General features: G+C 48.1%; 15 protein-coding genes. 1 reads left to right on the top strand and 14 read right to left on the bottom strand.

The window, feature by feature from the left end:
* Positions 1-50: 50 nt before the first annotated feature.
* On the top strand, positions 51-686 hold the full coding sequence (locus ACO0KY_RS05190; protein ID WP_423044731.1) for a TetR/AcrR family transcriptional regulator: 636 nt from the start codon (positions 51-53) through the stop codon (positions 684-686).
* 118 nt (positions 687-804) lie between these two features.
* On the opposite strand, the gene ACO0KY_RS05185 is transcribed toward ACO0KY_RS05190, so the two are convergent.
* From ACO0KY_RS05185 to ACO0KY_RS05120, 14 genes are all read right to left on the bottom strand, one after another.
* Positions 805-3,870: an efflux RND transporter permease subunit gene (locus ACO0KY_RS05185; RefSeq protein WP_423044730.1), complete on the bottom strand. Its 3,066-nt coding sequence runs from the start codon at positions 3,868-3,870 to the stop codon at positions 805-807.
* A gap of 11 nt (positions 3,871-3,881) precedes the next feature.
* Positions 3,882-5,009, bottom strand: a complete 1,128-nt coding sequence (locus tag ACO0KY_RS05180) for an efflux RND transporter periplasmic adaptor subunit (RefSeq protein WP_423044729.1) — start codon at positions 5,007-5,009, stop codon at positions 3,882-3,884.
* A gap of 51 nt (positions 5,010-5,060) precedes the next feature.
* Entirely contained in the window at positions 5,061-6,626 is a 1,566-nt protein-coding gene (locus ACO0KY_RS05175; RefSeq protein WP_423044728.1) for an efflux transporter outer membrane subunit, read from the bottom strand.
* Between the two features lie 522 nt (positions 6,627-7,148).
* Complete coding sequence (locus tag ACO0KY_RS05170) at positions 7,149-8,579, bottom strand: aldehyde dehydrogenase family protein (RefSeq protein WP_423044727.1); 1,431 nt, start codon at positions 8,577-8,579, stop codon at positions 7,149-7,151.
* A 47-nt stretch (positions 8,580-8,626) separates the two neighbouring features.
* Positions 8,627-9,925, bottom strand: a complete 1,299-nt coding sequence (locus ACO0KY_RS05165) for an FAD-dependent oxidoreductase (RefSeq protein WP_423044726.1) — start codon at positions 9,923-9,925, stop codon at positions 8,627-8,629.
* Positions 9,922-10,197 (bottom strand): 2Fe-2S iron-sulfur cluster-binding protein, encoded by a 276-nt coding sequence (locus tag ACO0KY_RS05160; RefSeq protein WP_423044725.1) that lies wholly within the window; start codon positions 10,195-10,197, stop codon positions 9,922-9,924. Before ACO0KY_RS05160 ends, ACO0KY_RS05165 begins: the two co-directional genes overlap by 4 nt.
* Positions 10,190-11,332, bottom strand: coding sequence for an NAD(P)/FAD-dependent oxidoreductase (locus ACO0KY_RS05155; RefSeq protein WP_423044724.1), 1,143 nt, complete (start codon positions 11,330-11,332; stop codon positions 10,190-10,192). The genes ACO0KY_RS05160 and ACO0KY_RS05155 overlap by 8 nt, the downstream gene beginning before the upstream one ends.
* Positions 11,333-11,341: 9 nt before the next feature.
* Entirely contained in the window at positions 11,342-12,238 is an 897-nt protein-coding gene (locus ACO0KY_RS05150; protein WP_423044723.1) for a dihydrodipicolinate synthase family protein, read from the bottom strand.
* Positions 12,239-12,547: 309 nt separating this feature from the next.
* The gene (locus ACO0KY_RS05145) at positions 12,548-13,165 is read right to left on the bottom strand and encodes a HupE/UreJ family protein (RefSeq protein WP_423044722.1); all 618 of its coding nucleotides are present in this window, start codon (positions 13,163-13,165) and stop codon (positions 12,548-12,550) included.
* A gap of 48 nt (positions 13,166-13,213) precedes the next feature.
* Entirely contained in the window at positions 13,214-13,849 is a 636-nt protein-coding gene (gene ureG, locus ACO0KY_RS05140) for an urease accessory protein UreG (protein WP_423044721.1), read from the bottom strand.
* A 31-nt stretch (positions 13,850-13,880) separates the two neighbouring features.
* Positions 13,881-14,561 carry an urease accessory protein UreF gene (locus ACO0KY_RS05135; protein WP_423044720.1) on the bottom strand — a complete coding sequence of 227 codons (681 nt, stop codon included), beginning with the start codon at positions 14,559-14,561 and terminating at the stop codon, positions 13,881-13,883.
* A 3-nt stretch (positions 14,562-14,564) separates the two neighbouring features.
* Positions 14,565-15,080, bottom strand: a complete 516-nt coding sequence (gene ureE / locus ACO0KY_RS05130) for an urease accessory protein UreE (protein ID WP_423044719.1) — start codon at positions 15,078-15,080, stop codon at positions 14,565-14,567.
* Between the two features lie 48 nt (positions 15,081-15,128).
* The gene (gene ureC, locus ACO0KY_RS05125) at positions 15,129-16,826 is read right to left on the bottom strand and encodes an urease subunit alpha (protein WP_422999126.1); all 1,698 of its coding nucleotides are present in this window, start codon (positions 16,824-16,826) and stop codon (positions 15,129-15,131) included.
* Positions 16,823-17,140 (bottom strand): urease subunit beta, encoded by a 318-nt coding sequence (locus ACO0KY_RS05120; protein WP_186913597.1) that lies wholly within the window; start codon positions 17,138-17,140, stop codon positions 16,823-16,825. The genes ureC and ACO0KY_RS05120 overlap by 4 nt, the downstream gene beginning before the upstream one ends.
* Positions 17,141-17,144: the final 4 nt, after the last annotated feature.

Below are 17,144 nucleotides of genomic sequence, written 5' to 3'. Positions count from 1 at the left end.
TACGTAAATCCATATGCGATAATTTACACTCGGAATCAATGCACCCTATCATGCCAAATACACTACAAACTTCACTCAAAAACAAAGCTTCCAGCACCACAGAAAAAGGACTGGGCAGGGTCAGTGAAATCTTGGATGCTGCACGTCACATTCTTGCCAGCGAAGGATATGCAGGTCTGTCAATGCGCAAAGTCGCCAGTGAAGTTGGTATCAGTCTGAGCAATGTGCAGCACTACTTTCAAAGTAAAGATGTGTTAATGGAAGCAGTGTTATTGATGACCATGAATCAGTTTCAGGAAAAGCTCGACAACATTACCAGCAAGATGGAGCAACAGCCACGCGTAGATCAATTAAATTCAGCGATCAGCATGTTTCTGGAAGAACTCAGCAATCCGGTCACTTACGGCATGTTTTTTGAAATCTGGGCACTCGCTGCACGCAATGACTTTGCTTCCAAGCTCATGGATAAAATGATCGCTCGGGAGCGCAAAGCGATTTTCAAATTAATCCAAGGTCTGAACCCAGCAATTTCTGACGAAGAATACAAGTTAAGAGCAACTTTGATCGTCGCTCAGGTAGAGGGGTTAATGTTATTCCGTTACCATCGCCAGACACAAAAAGCAGAAATGCTGGAAGTTCATGCGGCATTGAAAAAATCGGTGATTAGTTTAGCGAGTATCGCCTGATTGTTTGACCTTGTATGACGGGGACAACTGATCAATTAAATATAAAAAAACCCGCCAGTTGAAATGGCGGGTTTTAGCTTATTGCTTTGGATAACTGCTTTGGATTATTTCAGCTAAATTAAGTTGGATTTACTACTGGAGCAGCCAAAGTCTCCAATGGTTTTTCCACCTCATGCTTACCAGCGATAAACACGTACATCGCAGGAACCACAAACAAAGTGAACAGTGTACCGATAGACAAGCCAGTAAAAATCACCAGACCCATCGCGTGACGGCCCGCAGCACCTGCACCAGAAGCAACCACGAGTGGTACCACACCAAACACCATCGCTGCTGTCGTCATCAGAATCGGACGTAGACGTTCGCCAGCAGCTTCTTCGATCGCATCGCGTTTGCTCAAACCTTTTTTACGCAATTGATTAGCAAATTCAACGATCAGAATACCGTGTTTACTGATCAGCCCCATCAGAGTCACCAGACCAACCTGGGTGTAGATATTGACTGATGAGAAGCCCCAGAAAATAAAGATCATCGCACCAAACAATGCTAATGGTACGGAAACCAGGATAATCACTGGGTCACGGAAGCTCTCAAACTGCGCAGCCAATGCCAGGAAAACGATAATGACAGCAAAAGCCATCGTCACCAGAAAACCACCCGACTCGTTCATGAACTGACGAGACTGACCAGAATAATCCACGGTGTAACCAGTTGGAGCGACTTCTTGCACCAGACCACGCAAGTAGCTCAGTGCTTCGTCCTGCGATACACCCGCCACACCAGAAATAGTTGCCGAGTTCAACTGTTGGAAACGGTTAATCGCTTGTGGCACAACACTATTTGTAATATGAGCCACTGTGCTGGCGGGTATCATATTTCCGGCAGGAGTGCGAATATTAAAATCCAATAAATTATCAGGATTCAAACGATCCACCTGTTGCACTTGTGGGATCACTTTATACGAACGTCCGGCAATGGAGAAGTAATTAACATAGCCACCACCCAATGCTGCGCCCAATGCCTGTCCCACACCTTGTTGCGTCATTCCCAGCGTGGTGATTTTGTCACGATCAAATTCCAGCGTTGCTTGTGGCTTATCTAATTTCAAATCAACGTCCATGAAATAGAATTTACCGGAAGCCCGTGCTTTATCCATGACTTGCTGAACAATCGTGTTCAGATTTTCAAACGGCTCTGTCGTGGTAATCAAGAACTGCACTGGCAAGCCTGATGAACCTGGTAAGGCAGGGAATTGGAACGCGGCAACCCTTGCACCAGCGATTTTATTCCATTTTGCTTGCAAATCTGCCTGAATTTGCTTCGCACTACGAGTACGATCACCCCAATCCTTGAGCAATACACCACCGATACCTGCATTCGTAGTTGGTACGCCAGTTATCTGGAACATTTGCTTGTATTCAGGCATATCATGACCGACTTTGAACACTTGATCTGCATAGGTCTGCATCTGATCAGAAGTCGCTGTTGGTGCGCCGACTACCTGAGACAAAACAATCCCCTGATCTTCTTCTGGTGCCAATTCTGACTGCGACATTTTGAACATCAAGCCCAGACAAGCGATCAGAATCACACTCATCACAATCAGTACTGGCCAGGTGTTGAGCAGACTATGCAAGAGGCGTAAATAGCCGCCACGCACGCGTTCAAATGTATGGTCAATGAATTTAACGAAACGACCTTCGTTCTGGTCGGCGGAGAAGAAGCGGGAACACATCATCGGTGACAAAGTAAGCGCGACGACACCAGACACGGCCACCGCACCCGCCAGAGTAAAGGCGAATTCAGTAAACAACGCACCTGTCAAACCGCCCTGGAAACCAATCGGTACATACACCGCCACCAAGACCACGGTCATCGCCAGAATCGGCCCACCCAGTTCACGAGCAGCAATCAACGATGAATCAAGAATCGATTTGCCTTCTTTCATGTGACGGTCAACGTTCTCCACCACAATAATCGCATCATCAACTACCAGACCAATCGCCAACACTAACGCCAGCAAAGTCAGTAAGTTAATCGAATAGCCAAACATCAGCATCACAAAGAAGGTGCCTATGAGTGACAAAGGCATCGCAATCACCGGCACCATCACTGCGCGGAAACTACCCAGGAACAAGTAAATAACCACGGTAACAATAACCAGTGCCTCAACCAAGGTCTTCACAACTTCTTCGATTGACGTGTTAATAAACTCGGTGGAGTCATACACAATCTGACCAGTCAGGCCGTTTGGTAGCTGTGACTGAATTGGTGGAAATGCTTTACGAACGCGCTTTGCTACATCCAGAATATTTGCTTCAGGAGCGACTTTGATACCAATAAAAACAGACCGTACACCGCTAAACGCTACGTTAAAGTCATAGTTTTCGGATCCTAGTGTCACCGTTGCAACGTCTTCCAAACGAACAATAGCATCACCATTTTGCTTCACTGCGAGTTTTTTAAATTCTTCAACAGAATGCAGATCAGTACCAGCTCTTAAAGGCACTGTTACCATTTGACCTTTGGAAGCGCCAAGTGCCGTCAGGTAGTTATTGCTCGTTAAAGCTGCGCTGACATCAGCGGCGGTCACGCCCATCGCTGTCATCTTATTGGCATCCAACCAGGCACGCAACGCAAATTGACGTGCACCCAGCAATTCAGCGGTTTGCACACCGTCAATCGAGTCCAGCTTAGGCTTAACAACACGGATCAAAAAATCTGTGACGTTATTAGTTGGCAACGTATCGCTATAAAAACCCATGTACATCGCGTCAGTCGTCTGACCGGTTTGCACGGTCAATACTGGCTCTTGCGCTTGTTGAGGCAATTGGTTTTTGACTGAATTTACTTGCGTGTTAATTTCGGTCAAAGCACGGTTAGCATCGTAGTTAAGGCGCAAAGTAGCAGTAATCGTAGAAACACCGCTACTGCTTGACGAGGACAGATAATCAATACCTTGTGCCTGCGCAATCGCAGACTCAAGAGGTTGGGTAATAAAACCCGCTACAGTTTGCGCGTCGGCGCCATAGTATGCTGTCGAAATCGTTACCACCGCATTTTGCGTACGTGGGTATTGGTTAATCGGCAGACTAAATAAGGACCGCAAACCGAGTACGACAATCAGCATGCTCACTACCATGGCGAGCACCGGACGCCGGATAAAAATATCGGTAAATTTCATCGTAGCTCCTATTAGTGTTCTTGCGGAGTTGGATTCGGGCTGTTTTTAGGTTGCACAGAATTGTCGATCACGACTGGCGTACCATTCTTCAACTTAAGCTGACCACTGGTAACCACCAATTGGCCTGCCTGCAAACCAGTCAGCACTGCAACCTGATCACCGCGTGTTGCGCCAGTTGTAACGAAGACTTGTTGCGCGACTTTAGTTGCATTACCGTTGTCATCTTTTTTATCACCATCTTTAACCACAAACACGGTAGAACCATATGGGTTATACGCGATTGCCGTTTGTGGCAAGGTGATGAATTTATTTTTATCACCGACATCCAGGGCAACGTTGGCAAACATGCCCGGCAACAGCAATTGCTTTTGATTGCTTAATGTTGCCTGAACCTGCACATTGCGGCTAGCGGTATCAATCTTAGGATTGATGGAACTAACCTGCCCCGCAAATTCTTGCCCAGTAAAAGAATCACTGGAGATTTTCAAGTTTTGACCAATTTTCAGTGACCCAATTTGCTTTTGCGGAACATAAAAATCAATATAAACCGGATCTATCGTTTGCAAGGTCACCAGTTTGTCGCCAGTGTTGATGTACTGACCAGGATTGACTGTCGTGATACCAAGGCGACCATTGAAAGGTGCGCGGATCGATTTTTTTGCTACAACTGCTGCTTGTTGAGCAACCTGAGCGCGTTTGCTTTTCAGATCAGCTGCGTCAGCATCTACTTGCGCCTGACTAACACCTTCCGCCGCCAATTGTGCCTGGTCACGTTTTAACACGGTGGCAGACAATTCAGCTGCCGCTTCCAAAGCGTGCAATTGGGCAACATCGGCATCAGCGTTCAGTTGTATCAGCAAGTCACCACGTTTTACGTTTTGACCGGATTTAAATAACACTTCGCGCACCAGACCATTCACTTCAGAACTGATATCAACACCACGAAACGCCGTAACAGTACCGACTGCAGAAATTTGTGGTTGCCATTCCAGCACTTCCGCCTTGGTTGCAGATACTGTTTGAGCACCTGGCTTAGGAGCATTCGCAATTAACTGCTTAATTTGCAGATATTTGCCAAATGCTAAACCAGCGATTAACAGAACCACGCAGCCTAGCATAATGAACATACGCTTAGTCATGAATACTTCCCCTTACTCTTCAAAATTCAAATGGAATATCGATCAAATTGATTACTGTGCAGATGGCGAAGTTTTATCCGCAGTGCCATCGGTTCTTGAAATATCAACCAATTCTGGTCGATTCCACCAACCGCCACCCATTGCCTGAAATAAAGCGGCAGTATCGGCGTAACGATTCGCCTGGGCTTGCACCAGGTTAATTCGTGCTGATTGATACGTACGTTTTGCGTCCAACAAAGCCAGTGAGCTCACACCACCGAGTTTATATTGCTTCGTTGTCAGTTCTAAAGTGTCTTTCGCCAGCGCCTCAACTTCAGCCTGTTGCTTTAAAGTTTGCGCATCCAGCTCAAGCGCACGTAAGGTATCTGCAACATTCTGGAATGCTGACAATACCGTTGATCGATATTGCGCAGCAGCCTGGTCGTATGCAGCTTCTGATGCACGGCGCTTAGCGGACAAGGCCCCAGCATTAAAAATCGGCGCGACCAACCCACCGCCCACACTCCAGAAACTCATCGAATTATTGAATAATTTACTCGAATCTGTGGAAGAGTAGCCGTAACTGCCAGTCAAAGAAAACTGCGGGTATTGATTCGCAGTTGCAACACCTACCTGAGCACTTGCCTGGTGCAATAAGCTTTCTACCGCGAGAATATCAGGACGTTGACGAACCAAAGCCGAAGGAACAGAAACTGGCAATTCTTGCGGCAATTGCAAATTATCGAGACTAAATTCAGGCAAATCTGCATCACCTGGCAACTTACCAGCTAATACCGCCAATTGATTGCGCGTCTGATCTATCGATTTTTGTAAAGCTGGAAGACTTGCACGGGTTTGCGCGACCAAATTGCGCTGCGCCAGCAAGCTTGCCTTTGGAATAGCGCCAACCGTAAACTGTTTTTCAATGACATTTAATTGCGATGTTTGCGCATCAAGAATTTCTTGAGTCGCTTGCAATTGTGAACGCAGAGAAGCCTCACGAATCGCTGTTGTAACGACGTTAGCGGTCAGAGTCAGATAAGTTGCCTCTAACTGATACCGCTGATAATCGACACCAGCCTGTACACTTTCCAGTCCTCGCTTATTCGCACCGAATATGTCAACCGAATACGAAACATTCACCGAGGCATTGTACAAATTCAGCACTTTACCGCCGGGAACATTCGTTGACACTGCTGAAGCGTGTTGGCGTTGTGCGCCTAAATTCCCGGTCACGCTTGGATACAGAACAGAATCAGCCTGGGAGTTATAATTTTCCTGAGCCTGACGCAAAGCAGCCTGAGCGGAAGCAAGTGTGGGATTATGCTTTAATGATTCGCGGATCAGCTTATCCAAGGCCTCAGAGTGAAAAACTTCCCACCATGCTGCAGGAATGTCCTGACCACTGGATAATTTTTGCGATTGACCAGCAAAAGTATTTGCCTTGACAGTTTCTATGACCTTAGTTTTCCCTGTGTAGGAGTACTGATCAGAGTTAACGGGTGCCGCCGGTGCGTTAAAATTTGGTCCAACTGCACAACCACTGATCAAAAGACTCAATGCGAGAACCCCGCCCGTTCCTCTCGCCAGTGATTGCAAAGGACGCTTTTTGCAGATCCTTGTTTTTTTCAATTCCACACTCCTGAAGTACTCAAATAAGTTGGCAATGATAATTTGAGCCCCAAAACTGACCCAAAAGTCATTAGAATAATACACGAAACTTTAAATTGCTACTTAAACAAGATTGAATTTCTTTCATTCTAACGATATTTACTTATTTTTATATTTCTAACATCATTATCGGAGTAGAGAAACATACGGACATTCCCGAAGTTTGCCTTATATGAGCAAAATATAGCAAGCGCATTTGCGCAAGATCAATACACATTACAACGAAAAAGACTCGTATTTAGCTCATTTCAAGCATTCAAATTCCGCTGATCAATTTTCACATCAATCTTTCGCGCATCGAGCGTCCAAAGCTTAATGCCGTCGAGCAACATACCATTCCAACGTCGGTAGTCCGCATTCAAGTGAGTTTAATATCCTGAAGTAATTGCCGAAGCAAAAAAACGCGACCGTTGCATAACGATCGCGCTTGTTCAAAACCTGAAAATACGGATATATCGGCCAATATAGTGCCTCGAAAATAATACCCTCTTAAGCGAAGGTATAGCTGGTTTTAACAGTCGTATAAAATTCAACCGCTGCGCTACCCTGTTCACGTGCGCCATAGCTGGAGCCTTTAGTGCCACCAAAAGGTACGTGGTAATCAACACCGGCAGTCGGCACATTCACCATCACCATGCCTGCGCGTGCATGACGTTTGAAGTGTGTTGCGTGCTTTAATGATGTCGTGCAAATCCCAGCGGTCAAACCAAATTCAGTATCGTTGGCAAGCTGCAACGCATGTTCATAATTTTTTGCCGGAATGACGGAAGCAACTGGGCCGAAAATTTCTTCTCGCACGTGCTGCATCGCAGGATCACAATCAACAAACAAGGCTGGATTCAAAAAATAGCCTTCAGTGGGACGAGCCAAACGCTCACCGCCAAAAATCAATTTTGCACCTTCGTCTTTAGCGATGGCAATATAGCGCAAATCCTGATCAAGTTGAGACTGATCTACTACCGGGCCAATATCGATACCAGCCTCCAAGGCATGGCCCACTTTAATTTGCGCCAGTTTATCCTTCATCGCAGCAATAAACGCCGGGTAAATCTTTTCATCCACAATCAGACGTGAAGATGCGGTGCAACGTTGTCCAGTCGAGTAAAACGAACCTTGAATCGCCGCATTTACCGCAACATCCAGATCAGCATCCGCTAATACGACCAAAGGATTCTTACCACCCATCTCTAGCTGCACTTTGGCACGCCGCGCAGCACAGGCAGTTAACACGCGCTGACCAGTACCGACCGATCCGGTGAAGCTGATTGCATCAACGCGTCTGTCATTCGCTAACGCTTCGCCAACAATACGACCCGGCCCCGAGAGCAGATTAAATACGCCTTCTGGCAAACCAGAACGACTAATAATCTCAGCCAGTGCCCAGGCGCTCCCTGGAACTAATTCTGCCGGTTTTAAAATGACGGTATTGCCGTAAGCGATGGCAGGTGCGACTTTCCACGCTGGAATCGCGATCGGAAAATTCCATGGGGCGATAATACCTACGACACCCACTGGCTCACGCGTCACGTCCACTTCCAGCCCGGGTCTTACCGACGCCAGCTTATCGCCACGGATACGCAGTGCTTCTTGCGCAAAAAATTTAAAAATCGCGGCGGCACGACCCACTTCGCCTATCGCTTCGGGCAAAGTTTTCCCTTCCTCTCGCGCCAGCAAAGTACCTAACTCCACTTTGCGCTCATTGATTTCAGTACCGATTTTATCCAAGGCATCTGCACGTTGCTGTGTGCCAGAATAGCGCCAACTCTCTGCGGCACGATGAGCCGCGGCAATCGCTAACTCTACTTGCTCGGTGCCAGCACTCGCATACTCATCAATCATATCGCTGCGATCAGATGGGCTATAGCTCGTAATGGCATTCGCGCCATCGTGCCACGCTCCATTGATAAATAATTGCTTCATAGTTCTTCTCCGAATTATTCTAAATTTTTTGTCGACTTACGCCGATACTATTTTTCAAGGCTGAATTTTTTTTCAGCGAGTAAGGCAAGACTAGCAGCTTTGGCCGGAAAAACAGGCTGCCGTGCTTCCGGGGTATCCCAACCATATAAAAACTGGCAAGCAGCACCACAAATTCTTCCCTGGCAAGCACCCATGCCAGGGCGTGTCATTAATTTTGCAGTGCGCCAATCAGTAAATGGAGCCAGCTCTTGCGCAGCCACGTCCTCACAACGACAAACTAGCGTATCTGGCTTGCACAATTTTCGCAAGCTAGTATCAACAGAAAACGTTTGGTTCAGCAATTTTGCAAATGAATAAGCATCCTGACGTTGTAACGTATCGGCTTCGGTCACTACATCATTCGTCGCCGCAAGTCCGGCGATCCGCCCTTCTATCAAGGCCTTTTCTACACCACCGATGCCTGTTATCTCGCCTGCTGCCCAGATATTTTCACGACTGGTGCGCTGCTGTGTATCAACCACCACAACACCATCCTGAATCTGACATTGCAATAATTCAGCCAATTCCACATTCGCTCGCAAACCAAAGCCGCACGCCAATAGATCGCAAGAAATTTCTTCTTGTTTTCCCGACTGAACTACAGTGACCGCGCGTAATTGCCTATCTCCATGCGCAACTGTAACAACAGCAGAGTGATGGTAACGCAAAGGATTAATCAGACTAAACAGACGCAGTGCCTGCCAAAATTTTGATCTGTGAGCAGAAAAAAGCTGACAAGAAAATCCCAGTAACTCTTTTGTGGAACGTTGTTCTGCAATGGCAACAACGTGTCCTTGTGCCTTCTTAACGCTGGCAGCAACTGATAGCAATAATGGGCCAGTGCCCGAGATCACCACACGTTGGCCTTTTAAGTTCGCCCCCGATTTAATCAAAGCTTGCAGCCCACCTGCACCAGTTACACCGGGCAATGTCCACCCTGGAAACGGTAATAGAAGCTCACGCGCGCCATTACACAATATGAGTTTTTCCCATCGTAATTGCTGCGCACCTTCTGATGTTTCTATAAGGAGACAGTATTGTTCAACCATCGCGATCACCCGCGAGCCAAACACAAATTGCACATGCGGATAGGTAAGTAATTTTTCCTTCAATTGCGCTGCGGGTGAATGCACTTGAAGCGAATCACGGCGCCAAATTTGACCACCAGCCTCGGCATTTTCATCGATGATTACGATACTCTTTGCATGAGGAGCGGCGGCAAGCGCAGCAGCTAAACCAGCCGGTCCAGCACCGATAATCAACAATGAGGCGAAAATCTCTTTTGTACCGCTATCTCTGACTTTCAAGCGACGCCTCCGGTATCAATAACCATTCCTGCTTCGCACCAGGTTTGACAAGCTAATTGCTGTGGATGACCATTCACAGAGATGCGACATTCCTGACAAACACCCATGCCACATACGGCAAAGCGCGGTGTGCCAGAACATGATATGCGGGTTGAAAGTTTCGCTTGTGTTAGCATCCACGCAGCAACCGTCATATTATTTTTTGCTGGCAGCCATTCACCGTCGAGACACACCTGTATAGCTTGTGCTGCACGCAAAGTGTCTTTATGCATATTGCTTGCTCTCAAATAAGCGCGATGGTGAGTAAGGTGTTGAATCTATGCTGGTCATCTGATCAAGGATAAGATCCTTTAATATCTCTGCTGTCGCGAAGGAAGTTGTAACTCCCAGACCTTCATGCCCCGCCGCCAGCCAAATGCCAGGACGTTCAGGATGCACGCCGATAATCGGCTGCCCATCCGGCGACGCAGGACGCATGCCAGCCCAGGCGCGAATAACATTCATGGTTGCCAGGCAAGGCAATAAACGAATTGCTGATTGCAGAACAGCGCCAAGAGCGACTGGCGAGACGGTGGTATCCGTCTGCCCATCCTGACGGCTGGAACCGATCAGCCATTGTCCCGTAGAACGTGGTTGTATGTTAGCGGCGACACTTAAGCCATCTGGCGTCATATGGTGCTGCCCATAATCCATGCTCACAATCTGATGTTGCAAGCGACCCGGATAGCGATCCGTGATCGCCAGGTGCCCTTTACGCGGAAATACTGGAATCTCCGGCAACAGCTCCGCTACACCAAGACCTGCCGCAACCACGATGTATTGTGCTGACAAACGCTGGCCATCTTCAAACAAGATGGTCTCCGATGCACTAACGTCATCAAGAATCGCATTCACACGCAAACCGCATTGCAATTTACCGCCGTGTAACTGCAACTCTTGTGCAAGATGATAGGCAATCACTGGCGGATAAACGACACTATCGCCAAATACGCGAACAGCGCCAGCCAGACCATGCCTTAACGCTGGCTCAAGCTGACGTAGTTTTTCTGAGTTCAGTACCTCTGCCTGCCACGCGCGCGCGTTCAGGCGCGCAGCACGCGCTTGTGCGGCGGCAAGTTGCTGTTCGTTTTCTGCGACCCATAAAGTACCGCATTGACTTACCTGTCCGATACCCGGATGCTCCCGTATCCAGTCACGCCATAACTGCAATGAATACAAACATAAATCTAACTCTTGCTCGCTCTCATCAAGTGCGACCAGATGACCCATACCCGCTGCTGTAACACCGCAACCTGGCATCGCTGCATCGATTAACAAAGTCTGCATGCCTGCTTTTTGCAAACTAAGCGCGCAGGCGGCACCAACGATGCCTGCACCAATGACGATCACATCCGGATGGGAGTGCATCACTAGCTATCAGGCAACTGAAGGCAATGCAGGGCGATTTTGCAGCGCTGTCTTGACGACATTTTCTACGCGCTGACGCAAATCGCCATCCAATGGCATACGTGGTGCGCGCACTCTGTCATTGGAATCAATCACCAACGCTTCAACCAATTTGATGTTTTGCACCAGATAAGTTGACACATCCAGATCCAGCAAAGGACGGAACCAGCGATAAATATCCAAAGCTTCAGCATAACGCCCAGCTTTAATCAAACGATAAATTGCGACCGTTTCATGCGGGAACGCCACCACCAAACCCGCCACCCAGCCAACTGCACCAGCAGTCAGTGCTTCAAATGCGAGGTTATCCACGCCAGTGAACAAGTCATAGCGAGACCCGAGGCGGTTGATAATTTCTGTGGTACGGCGAATATCATCCGAGGACTCTTTCACAGCAACAAAACGAATATCGTCGGCAAGCTCTTCCAGCATATCGGTAGTGACATCAACACGGTACGCGAGGCGATTAGAATAAATCATAACGGGCAGGTCAGCCGCTGCGGCAATGGCGCGTAAAGTAGCAACCGTTTCTTTATGATTGCTGTGGTAAATCGTGCTTGGAACGACCATCAAGCCATCGGCGCCAGCACGGGCACCCTTCTCCGCCAATGCGCAGGCATCGCGTGTGGCGGCTTCTGCCACGGTCAGAATGGCGGGCTTATTGCCCGTAACTGATTTAGTCAGCTTTAATACTTCGATGCGCTCGGCATGCGACAACAATGGCCCCTCCCCCAAAGAACCACATGCAATCAGGCCGTCACAACCTGCATCCAGCAGATAGCGGAAGCAACGTTCCATTTCTTTGAAATCGAGACCATCATCCTGAGTAAATTTAGTTGTTACTGCGGGTATCACACCATGCCACATTGTCTTCTCCTTTTTGTACTCTAAGCTATTGGCAAATAAATCCACCAAGCAATTGATTTTCAAATCAAGCTTTATTGTAGAGGGCGAGGAGTCGACAAGTCTTGACACTTGTGAGGTATTCAAATGACGAAATCGGCACAACAGACACAATAGGCAAAGGATGTCTATGTAATATTGCTTCAAAACATCCATGCAACGTTTGATTAAAGGATGTACGTCGACCAGTATGCAGACAGATATCTCAATCGAGATTCTCAGGAGAAGTGCTGATAGGCGACCAATATTCGTGACCTATCAGCAAAAAAAACACTAAGCTAAAGCAGCAGAAAAATAAAGACCAGCGAACGCAATCCCAGCACCCAAAATACGATTTAATTGAAGGCTTATTGCACGACTAGCAATTCGACTTACAAACAAAGTGGCGAACAATCCAGTGACATGCAAGAGTGCCGTAGACAGCAAAAAACCCGTGCCAAACCATGCACCTAAGGCGCCAGCAGGCAACTCTACACCGTGCGCATAGCCATGCGCCAGCGCGAAAACGGCAACCAGACACGCACTTAAGGCAACTGGCAGGCGAACCATAAAGGCGATAAGTAGTCCCAGTATCAAAACCGAAGCGGCAATGCCAGCTTCAATGCCAGGAACCAACACGCCAGACATACCAACCAATGCACCTGCCACCATCATTAAAGGAAAAACTAGTGGTAGCAACCATATCGCAGGGCGTTGGTTTTGTGCCGCCCACACACCCACTGCCAGCATTGCCAGTAAATGATCAAGACCTGTCAACGGATGCATCAATCCGGCTTGAAAACCGCCTACGCTATGCATCACGCTGACATGCGCAGAAGCGGGCAAAGCAAACAAAAACAATCCGCAAAGCGCGGCAAATTTCACAAGATTTTTCTGGCTATGGGTATTCATCATTTTCTCTCTATTCATTGAGTTTAAACTGAGCGTGCTTTAACTTGATTAGGTACGTACAACATCCAGCATCCCTTGCTGACGGATAAAATTGACGACCGTTTCTAAGCCATCACCAGTACGCAAATTGGTGAACACAAACGGACGCTCACCGCGCATGCGCTTGGCATCTTGCGCCATGATGTCGAGGTTCGCACCAACGTGCGGTGCCAAGTCAGTTTTGTTGATGATCAACAGATCAGAACGGGTAATGCCAGGGCCACCTTTACGTGGAATTTTTTCGCCGCCCGCAACGTCAATCACGTAAATGGTGAGGTCAGATAACTCCGGGCTAAACGTTGCCGCCAGATTGTCGCCACCAGATTCAACCAAAATCAAATCCAGCTCCGGAAAATCCGCACTCATGCGAGCGATGGCTTCCAGATTAATCGAGGCGTCTTCACGGATCGCCGTATGCGGACAACCACCAGTCTCCACCCCCATCAGACGCTCTGCGGGCAACGCATCTGCACGTAGCAATATTTCCATGTCTTCTTTGGTGTAAATATCGTTGGTAATGACCGCCATTTCATACTCATCACGCATGCGCTTACAAAGCATCTCGCATAAAGCAGTTTTACCTGATCCGACCGGTCCACCGATACCAACCCGCAATGGGTTGGGTTCTATCTTTGTTGTATTCATTTGATCTCGCTTCTCATGTTCAATTTCTTATTTATGACCGGTAAAGACGGCTGTATTGCACCTCGTGTTGCATCGACAATAGCGACAATCCCGGTGCCCAATTGGACAATTCATGATCTTGCAAACGCATCGCCAGATTCGCTGCAGCCTCTAATTCAGGCCGTAAAGACAACAACAATCTTTGCCCGGCAACCTGGCCTAAAGGTATCGACTTCACACACACCAAAGCCTGATTCTCTGCCCAGGAAAATAACATCCCTAACACCACAGATTCTGGTGGCACATCTAAAGCAACGGCAGCACATGCCAACGAAGTGGGCAACGGTAATTCAGACTGTGCCAACAAGATTGTCAGTAATTCAGTATCAGCAATCTTTAAGTCGCCAACCAATTTACCCAGCGAGTAGCCCATCTGTATGCTTTCCGCTCTAAACTCCGCTGTATCACGCGCTGCAATAAATAAGTGATTCCAATAGGTCACCTGCGCCACATCGCGCTGCTGAAATCCTTGCAGTAAGCGCCATAAAATAGGCGCTTCAAACTTGGCGACAATTTCTTGCAAATAGTGCGCGATCCACGCTCTTGCTGTTGCCTCATTCTTCACCAAACCTCGTTCAATTGCCGACTCCAGACCTTGCGAATAACTGTATGCACCGATAGGCAAGGATGGGCTGGCTAATTGCAGCAAGTGTAATAAGGCCGTCGATTGCATAAACTAGGCTTTATCCGATGGGCGATGAATACGTTGACGCAAGGGAATCGGCGCCAGCGGATTGTGTGGATGCATATCATCTCCGGCATGGTGATGACCACCACCATAGGCGCCAGCTTCTGGCTCAAAACTGGCCATTTCTTCGCTGACTTTTGCACCCAGCCCTTGCAGCATTTCTTTCAATACCGGATCTTTTCTGATACGCAAGAAACCATCCCCGAGTTGCGCCTGCGTATGCCGATTACCCAGATGAAAAGCGCAACGCAGCAAGGCAAACGCGTGGTCGCATTCAACTTTGTACGTCGGCTCTGGCGCTGCCACCACCTGAATCACGCGCCCATCATTGCCTAGCATCAGATCGCCATCACGCATGACCGTACCACGCACAGTGAACACAGCGACATCTTCGCCACTGACCAAATTGGCACGCAGACGCGATTTTTCACGTAATTCGTAAGGCAAAATCAATTGCCCATCAATTTTTTCTGCTTTTTCGGTTTTTGTATGAAGTGTTAGCATTGCTTTTTAAATTTCCTCTCGCTGGATTTGCCTTACAAAATGGGGGGCTCAAAACAAGAAATAGCGTTGCGCCATCGGTAAAACCTTCGCTGGCTCACACACCAGCAATTCACCGTTGGCGCGAACTTCATAGGTCTCAGAATCAACTTCCATTTTCGGTGTCAGGCCATTGTGTATCATGTCTTGCTTGCGAATATGGCGCGTATTTTTGATGGGGATCAGCGTTTTATTGAGTTTCAATTGTTCTGCCAATCCAGCATCGAAACCGGCTTGCGAGACAAAGGTAAACGACTTCTTCAGACCGCCTCCAAACGCCCCAAACATCATGCGGTAATGCACCGGTTGTGGTGTGGGAATAGAGGCGTTCGGGTCACCCATTTGGGCCGCAGCGATCATGCCACCTTTTAAGATCATGGATGGCTTAACACCGAAAAATGCAGGTTTCCATAAAACGATGTCGGCAATTTTGCCAACTTCCAAGGACCCAACCACATGTGAAATACCGTGGGTAATCGCAGGATTAATCGTATATTTGGCAATATAACGTTTGGCTCTGAAATTGTCGTTCGCTGCGCTGTCCTCAGCAAGTGCGCCGCGTTGCTGCTTCATTTTGTGCGCTGTTTGCCAGGTACGCATGATCACTTCACCGACCCGCCCCATGGCCTGAGAATCGGATGACATCATAGAAATAGCGCCAATGTCATGCAAAATATCTTCCGCGGCGATAGTCTCGCGGCGAATGCGCGATTCTGCAAACGCAATATCTTCAGCGATGGCAGGATCAAGATGGTGGCAGACCATCAACATATCTAAATGCTCATCCAGCGTATTGACGGTGTATGGCCTGGTAGGATTGGTAGACGATGGCAGCACATTGCCTTCACCTACCGCGGCAATGATATCTGGCGCATGCCCGCCACCCGCGCCCTCAGTGTGAAACGTATGTATCGTACGGTCTTTGAATGCTGCCAGAGTATGCTCTAAAAATCCGCCCTCGTTTAAGGTGTCGCTATGTATCGCCACCTGAATATCCATGCGATCAGCGACGCTCAGGCAATTATCTATCGCTTGTGGCGTACTGCCCCAATCTTCATGTAATTTCAGCCCTATCGCGCCGGCGCGGATTTGCTCTTCCAGCGGCAAAGGCAAGCTCACGTTCCCTTTGCCTAAAAAGCCTAAATTCATTGGAAATGCATCCGCCGCCATCAACATCGAATGCAAATGCCACGGCCCCGGCGTACATGTCGTTGCTGCGGTACCCACCGCTGGACCAGTTCCACCGCCCAACATGGTGGTCACGCCGCTCATCAAAGCTTCTTCGATTTGCTGTGGACAGATAAAGTGAATATGTGAATCAATACCACCGGCAGTGACAATCATGCCTTCGCCAGCAATGATTTCAGTTGCGCCACCAATTGCCATGTCAATACCAGGCTGTATATCAGGATTGCCCGCTTTGCCTATGCAGGCAATCAAGCCATTCTTTAAACCAATATCGGCCTTGACGATACCCCAATGGTCGAGAATCACCGCATTGGTGATGACGGTATCCATGACGTATTCATGGATGCGCTGAGATTGCCCCATGCCGTCACGTATGACTTTACCCCCGCCAAATTTGACCTCCTCACCATAAATGGCAAAATCTTTTTCGACTTCGATAAACAAATCTGTGTCAGCGAGGCGAATACGATCACCCGTCGTAGGACCAAACATTTCAGCGTAAGCCTGACGAGAAATTTTCATGCGACACCTTTTAATTTACCCATCACTAAACCATTAAATCCATACACTTCACGGCTGCCAGCCAGCGCCACCAGCTCAACCGTTCTCTGCTGACCGGGCTCAAAGCGCACCGCCGTTCCCGCCGCTATATTGAGGCGCATGCCATAGGCTGTTTCACGCTCAAACTTTAATGCAGGGTTAGTTTCATAAAAATGGAAGTGCGAACCGACCTGAATCGGCCGGTCACCACTATTTGCCACCACAAGGGTGACCGTAGGACGCCCCACGTTGAGTTCTATATCACCTTCTGCGATGAACATTTCTCCGGGTATCATGCGT

It is taken from the genome of Undibacterium sp. Dicai25W, assembly GCF_049340505.1.
In the GTDB taxonomy this organism is placed as follows: domain Bacteria; phylum Pseudomonadota; class Gammaproteobacteria; order Burkholderiales; family Burkholderiaceae_D; genus Undibacterium; species Undibacterium jejuense.
Note: the sequence above shows the minus strand (reverse complement) of the source record. Positions and strands in the feature narration are given on the sequence as shown.

Excerpts from the sequence above, each read along its gene's own strand:
- ACO0KY_RS05155 (WP_423044724.1), bottom strand. The coding sequence starts at position 11,332 with ATGCACTCCCATCCGGATGTGATCGTCATTGGTGCAGGCATCGTTGGT.
- ureC (WP_422999126.1), bottom strand. The coding sequence starts at position 16,826 with ATGAAAATTTCTCGTCAGGCTTACGCTGAAATGTTTGGTCCTACGACG.
- ACO0KY_RS05135 (WP_423044720.1), bottom strand. The coding sequence starts at position 14,561 with ATGCAATCGACGGCCTTATTACACTTGCTGCAATTAGCCAGCCCATCC.
- ACO0KY_RS05190 (WP_423044731.1), top strand. The coding sequence starts at position 51 with ATGCCAAATACACTACAAACTTCACTCAAAAACAAAGCTTCCAGCACC.
- ACO0KY_RS05150 (WP_423044723.1), bottom strand. The coding sequence starts at position 12,238 with ATGTGGCATGGTGTGATACCCGCAGTAACAACTAAATTTACTCAGGAT.
- ACO0KY_RS05180 (WP_423044729.1), bottom strand. The coding sequence starts at position 5,009 with ATGACTAAGCGTATGTTCATTATGCTAGGCTGCGTGGTTCTGTTAATC.
- ACO0KY_RS05170 (WP_423044727.1), bottom strand. The coding sequence starts at position 8,579 with ATGAAGCAATTATTTATCAATGGAGCGTGGCACGATGGCGCGAATGCC.
- ACO0KY_RS05120 (WP_186913597.1), bottom strand. The coding sequence starts at position 17,140 with ATGATACCCGGAGAAATGTTCATCGCAGAAGGTGATATAGAACTCAAC.
- ureG (WP_423044721.1), bottom strand. The coding sequence starts at position 13,849 with ATGAATACAACAAAGATAGAACCCAACCCATTGCGGGTTGGTATCGGT.
- ureE (WP_423044719.1), bottom strand. The coding sequence starts at position 15,080 with ATGCTAACACTTCATACAAAAACCGAAAAAGCAGAAAAAATTGATGGG.
- ACO0KY_RS05160 (WP_423044725.1), bottom strand. The coding sequence starts at position 10,197 with ATGCATAAAGACACTTTGCGTGCAGCACAAGCTATACAGGTGTGTCTC.
- ACO0KY_RS05145 (WP_423044722.1), bottom strand. The coding sequence starts at position 13,165 with ATGAATACCCATAGCCAGAAAAATCTTGTGAAATTTGCCGCGCTTTGC.
- ACO0KY_RS05185 (WP_423044730.1), bottom strand. The coding sequence starts at position 3,870 with ATGAAATTTACCGATATTTTTATCCGGCGTCCGGTGCTCGCCATGGTA.